Origin of the sequence: Streptomyces niveiscabiei, from assembly GCF_001419795.1 — a bacterium.
GTDB classification, from domain to species: domain Bacteria; phylum Actinomycetota; class Actinomycetes; order Streptomycetales; family Streptomycetaceae; genus Streptomyces; species Streptomyces niveiscabiei.
The window spans coordinates 1-4,690 of the sequence record NZ_LIRL01000865.1 but is presented as its reverse complement, the minus strand read 5'-3'; the positions used below and the strand labels follow the sequence as shown (position 1 = coordinate 4,690).

Here is a 4,690-nt window from a genome sequence, read left to right as displayed (position 1 = left end):
CAGGAACCCGGCGACGAAGAGGGGGACGAGTGGGGGGCGGTGGCCCGGGGTGGCAGTGCGGCGGCGGTGTAGGGCGCCGGCTCCGGCGACCATCGGGGCCAGGAGGACGACCCGGGTCAGCTTGACGACGACGGCGATCGCGACGGCGCCGGGGCCCGCCGGGGAGGCCGCCGCGACGACCTGGGCGACCTCGTGGACGGAGATCCCCGCCCAGGTGCCGAGGTGTTCGGGGCTCAGGGCGAGCGCTTGGCCGAGGTAGGGCAGGAAGGCGATGGCGGCGCTGCCGTACAGGGTCACGAGTGTGACGGCCGTGGCGACTTCCTCTTTGTCCGTGTCGGTGACGCTGTCCATCGCGGCGATCGCGGAGGCGCCGCAGATCGAGAAGCCGGTCGCGACCATGAGGGTGAGGCCGGGCGGGAGGCTCAGGAGGCGGCCGAGGAGGAGGGTGCCGGCGAAGGTGGCGAGGACGGTGGCGACGACGGCCGCGACCGTGCCGGCACCGAGGCCGAGGACCTCCCCGAGCCCGAGTTGGAGTCCGAGGAGGACGACGCCGAGGCGCAGGCACTTGCGCGCCGCCCAGGTCATCCCGGCCCGGGTCTCCTCGGGAAGCATCCCGCCGACGGCGGCGCCGAGCACGACCGCGGCCGTGAGCGCGCTCAACGCCGGTACCAGCGAGGCGAGTTGGAACGCCACGGCCGTACCGGTCGCCGCGACGAGGAGTCCCGGTGTCAGGGCTCGGGTCTGGACGGCCTGTCCTGTTGTGCTCATGGACCGATCGTCGGCGGGGTGCGGGCGCTGCGGTAGCCGTCATTTCGTGTGCGGGTCATCAACGCGGTTGATGGGTCGGCTCGCGCCGACCGCGCCGCGCCCCGGGGGTGCCGGGCCGCGGCGCGCCGGGTCACCAGGTACCCGTGAGGGCTCAGTAGGTGCCCGTGAGGGTGATGGCGAGGTCGGTGATGTTCAGCGGGAACTGGCCGATCGGCGTGACGCTGGCGCTGAGGACGTCGACGCTGTAGAGCGTCGGGGTACTCGCGCCGTACGGCGTCAGGGAGGCGAAGGCCGCGTTGGCGGTCGTCCTGCCGTTGGTCAGGGTGCTGAACATGTCGAAGCCGGCGTCGAGGTTCGCGTCGAAGCCGAGGAGGCCGGTCGCGACGAGGTTCCCGGCGTTGGGGGGCGACTGGATGACGATCTGGTCGTTGAGGGTGTCGATGTCGACGAGCGTGGTGCCGGTGGAGCCGACGAGGTCGTTGTTGGTGTACGCGGCGGCGGTCACGCCGAGCGCGTTCGTCGTCGAGGGCGGGATGTTCAGCATGCTGTCGGCGACGGTCGTGTTGTCGTTGAGGTTGTGGCGCAGGTTCTGGCCGTTGTTGCTGAGGACCCTCAGCCGGTCGGCGGCGGGGTTGAAGTCGATGTCGAACACCGTGCCGTACAGGGCGATCTGGAGCTGCGAGACCTTGGTGACGACGACGTCGGGGGTGGCCGGCGGGGTCTTGATGGTGTAGATGCCGCCCTTGTCGCCGAGGCCGTACATCAGGCCGTTCTGCGGCCGGTGGTCGATGCCGACGAGCTTGGTGTCGCCGCTGAGTCCGGTGACGACGCGGACCCAGTCGAGGACCTGGGGCCGGTCGGTGGTGAAGGTGGCCATCAGGGTGCCGTCGCCGGTGATCCCGAAGGCCCGCAGGCTCGGTACGGCGGCTGCGCCTGCGGCCGTGCCGGGCGCGCTGGAGGCGGGTGCGCCGGCCATCAGGGCGGCGGCCGCGGACAGGGCGGCGACCAGCGTCGCGGCTCTCTTTCCGGTTCTCATCCTCGTGTTCCTCCCGTTCGAGTGGTCTGGTGCTGTGTCAGGTACGAAAAGGAGGGCGCCCTCGCGGTCCCATTAAGCGCGCGGGCCTGCCTGCGGGCAACCGGTAACAGCGACAACGATGCCCCGTCCGGGGAACTTTGCGCCCCCTGACAAACCCACGGCCTCCACACCCTTCACACCTTCACCCTGACTGATAAACACAGGTCCGGTTTTCTCCTATGAGCCTCCCCCGCACCGGTGACATGCTCGCGCCATGGGAGGTCTCTTCATCGAACTGGCCCGGCAGGCGCCGGCCAACGCCCGTCGCGAAGTCGAGGCGTACACCCGCGAGTTCCCGGAGTTCGCCTCCCTCGACTCCGACGCCCGGGCGAAGGCCCAGGCCCTGGAGTACGCGGTGTGGTTCAGGCGCCGCACGATCGAACTCGCCCCGGACAACGGCGTGTTGACCGACAGCGACCTCGACTACATCGCGTCGATGGGCGAGTTGCGGGCCGGTGCCGGGATGTCCCTCGCGTCGCGGCAGGGAGTGCTGCGCGTGCACGCCGAGCTGATGCTGCGCGAGATCGACGAGGCGACGCGGGCCCGCAGCGACGGGAGCCTCGACGAACTCATGGGCGTCATGGGCTGGTTCGCCCCGCAGGGCGAGCGCGGTATCGACGCCTACTGCCGGGGGTTCGTGGCGGCGCTGCGCCGGCGGATGCCGTACGTCGCCCAGGTCGCCCTGCTCACCAAGGCGTTGCTGGACGAGGACCCGGTGGCGAAGGAGCTGGCGCGGGTCGCCGGGGTCGAACTGGCCGACGCCTACGAGGTGTCGGTGATCCGGGTGCCGGACCGGCCCGGCGACGAACGGGACCTGGACGCGGAGGTCGAGGCGCTCGCGCAGGCGCACCGGGTGCCGCTGTGGTGGCGTCCCGCCGCGGCGGGCCGGGGCGGCGAGCTGATCGCGCTGACTCCCGAGGGGCAGGACGTCGCCGTCCTGGTGCGGGACTTCGCCGAGGCGCTGGGGCACCCCTGCGCGGCCGGCACCGCCGACGGGCCGGTGCTCGCCGACGCCCTCGACCGGGCCCGGCACATCAGCCGTACGGCGCCCCTGCACCGGGCGCCGGCCCGGCTGCGCCCCCACACCCTCGCGGACGTCTTCGTCGAACTCGCGGTCGCCGACGCCCCGTTCACCGACGCGTGGCTGCGGCAGGTGGCCCGGCTCCTCGCGCCCGGGCCCGACCTGCTCCTGACGCTCGACGCGTACTACCACTGCGACATGAACCGCGCCCTCACCGCGACCACCCTCAACGTCCACCCCCGCACCCTGGACTACCGCCTGCGCCGGGTCCGCGACCTCACGGGCCTGGACCCGGCGTCGACGCGGGGTGTGCGGGTGCTGAGCACGGTGGTGACGCGGGACCTGTCGGGGGCGTGGAGCTGAGGGTGCCTGGGCCGCCAGGCCTCAGCGTCTCGGCCCCGCCAGGGCGTACGCCGTGACCCCAGTGGCCGTGAGGGTCAGCGCGGTCCAGGCGGCTGCCGTCGAGTCGGGCGGCAGCAGGGGCCATGACACGATCCGGGCCGCCGTGCTCGTCGGGGGCGGGGCGACGAACGCGAGGGCGAGCCAGGCGAGGGGGAGGGTCCAGGCGTGGTGGGCGCCGTGCAGGGCGGCGCCCAGGGCCGCGAGGCCCATCAGGCCCGCGCTGTCGCGGGCGACCAGGGCGGCGGGTGTGCCCGTCACCAGCAGGGCCGCTGCCAGGAGTGCGGCGGCCAGCAGGACGTGGGCGGCTCTGCGGGTCGTCCAGCGGATCGCGGCGGTGCGGTCGAGGGCGAGGTCCTGGCCGCCGAGGCCGATGGAGGCGGCCGTCGCGCCCGCCGCGAGGGCGAGGGCCGGGAGGCGAGGGTCGCCGGTGCCGCCGCGAGTGGCCGCCCAGGCCAGGACCGTACCGGTCAGCACCACGGCGAGCGTCGCGGGGACGTGGCGGGAGCGGGCGTACAGCGTCAGCCATCTCATCGGGCTGTACCTTTCAGCGTCGTCAGCCATCTCATCGGCCCGCCCCCTTCAGCGCCTCGAACGGTTCGCCCCGGCAGGTGTACGCGGCCGTCCGCATCGCGTCGATCCGTGCGAGCTGTTCGGGGTGCGGCCGTGACGTCAGGTCCCGCCATGCCGTACGCGCCTCGGGGTCGGCCGTGGGTTCGAGGGCTCCGAGGACCCATGCCACGGCGACGGTCCGGGCGGTGTCCTCCGGCCCGATGCCCTGCCAGCCGACGGGGGTGCAGCCGGGGACCATCCCCAGTCCGATGAGTGACCGGGTCAGGGCCTGGCCCTTGCCGGCGGGAAGGGTGTCGAAGTCGATGAGGACGGTGTCGCGGGACCAGCGGGGTGGGGAGCCCTCGGGCAGGAGGGCGGTGTTCTCGCGTACGGCGGCCGGCGCGCTGTCGCCGAGTGCGGTGTGCAGGCGGCGGAGTGCTTCCTTGCCGGGGCCGGCGAGGTCGGTGAGGCGGTCCCGGTGGGTTCTGGTGACGCAGACGGGTCCGTCGCAGACCGGTGCGGCGGCGGCCCGGTCGACGACGTACATGCGGCCGGGGTCCGTGGGCAGCACCGGCAGGGCGAGGGCCGTGCAGGCGAGGGCCGGGGTGAGTGCGAGCAGCCGGGTGCGGGAGGTCGCGGCGACGAGCAGGGCGAAGCCGGTGGCGGCGAGGCCGAGGAACCAGAGGGTCTGGCCGAGGCCGACGGCGCCGGAGAGGGTGACGAAGGCGGAACGGATGTCCTCGGTCGTCGGGGAGAGGAGGGAGAGGCGGTTCGGCCGGGAGACGGGGAAGCCGTCCGGTGTGGTCGCCTCGGTGCGGCCCAGGGACATGTGCAGGAGCGTCGTGAACGCGAACGCGCCGACGGCCAGGGCGGGC

4 protein-coding genes and 1 pseudogene are annotated in these 4,690 nt (G+C 73.3%); 1 reads left to right on the top strand and 4 read right to left on the bottom strand.

Annotated elements, in window-relative coordinates; all coding sequences use genetic code 11:
• Window positions 1–768, bottom strand: a 768-nt coding sequence (locus tag AOK24_RS35755; RefSeq protein ID WP_055724135.1) for a YeiH family protein, incomplete at its 3' end; no start/stop codon positions are given.
• A gap of 151 nt (window positions 769–919) precedes the next feature.
• A complete protein-coding gene (locus AOK24_RS35750) occupies window positions 920–1,804 on the bottom strand; it encodes a DUF4394 domain-containing protein (RefSeq protein ID WP_055724134.1) in 885 nt (294 codons plus the stop codon).
• 253 nt (window positions 1,805–2,057) lie between these two features.
• Here AOK24_RS35750 and AOK24_RS35745 point away from each other — a divergent pair, with 253 nt between their 5' ends.
• Complete coding sequence (locus tag AOK24_RS35745) at window positions 2,058–3,227, top strand: PucR family transcriptional regulator (protein ID WP_055724133.1); 1,170 nt, start codon at window positions 2,058–2,060, stop codon at window positions 3,225–3,227.
• 21 nt (window positions 3,228–3,248) lie between these two features.
• Here AOK24_RS35745 and AOK24_RS35740 read toward each other — a convergent pair whose 3' ends face one another.
• Together AOK24_RS35740 and AOK24_RS35735 are read right to left on the bottom strand one after the other, a co-directional pair.
• Window positions 3,249–3,797 carry a hypothetical protein gene (locus AOK24_RS35740; protein ID WP_055724132.1) on the bottom strand — a complete coding sequence of 183 codons (549 nt, stop codon included), beginning with the start codon at window positions 3,795–3,797 and terminating at the stop codon, window positions 3,249–3,251.
• Between the two features lie 31 nt (window positions 3,798–3,828).
• Window positions 3,829–4,690 (bottom strand): annotated as a pseudogene (locus AOK24_RS35735) (hypothetical protein); the annotation flags it as partial.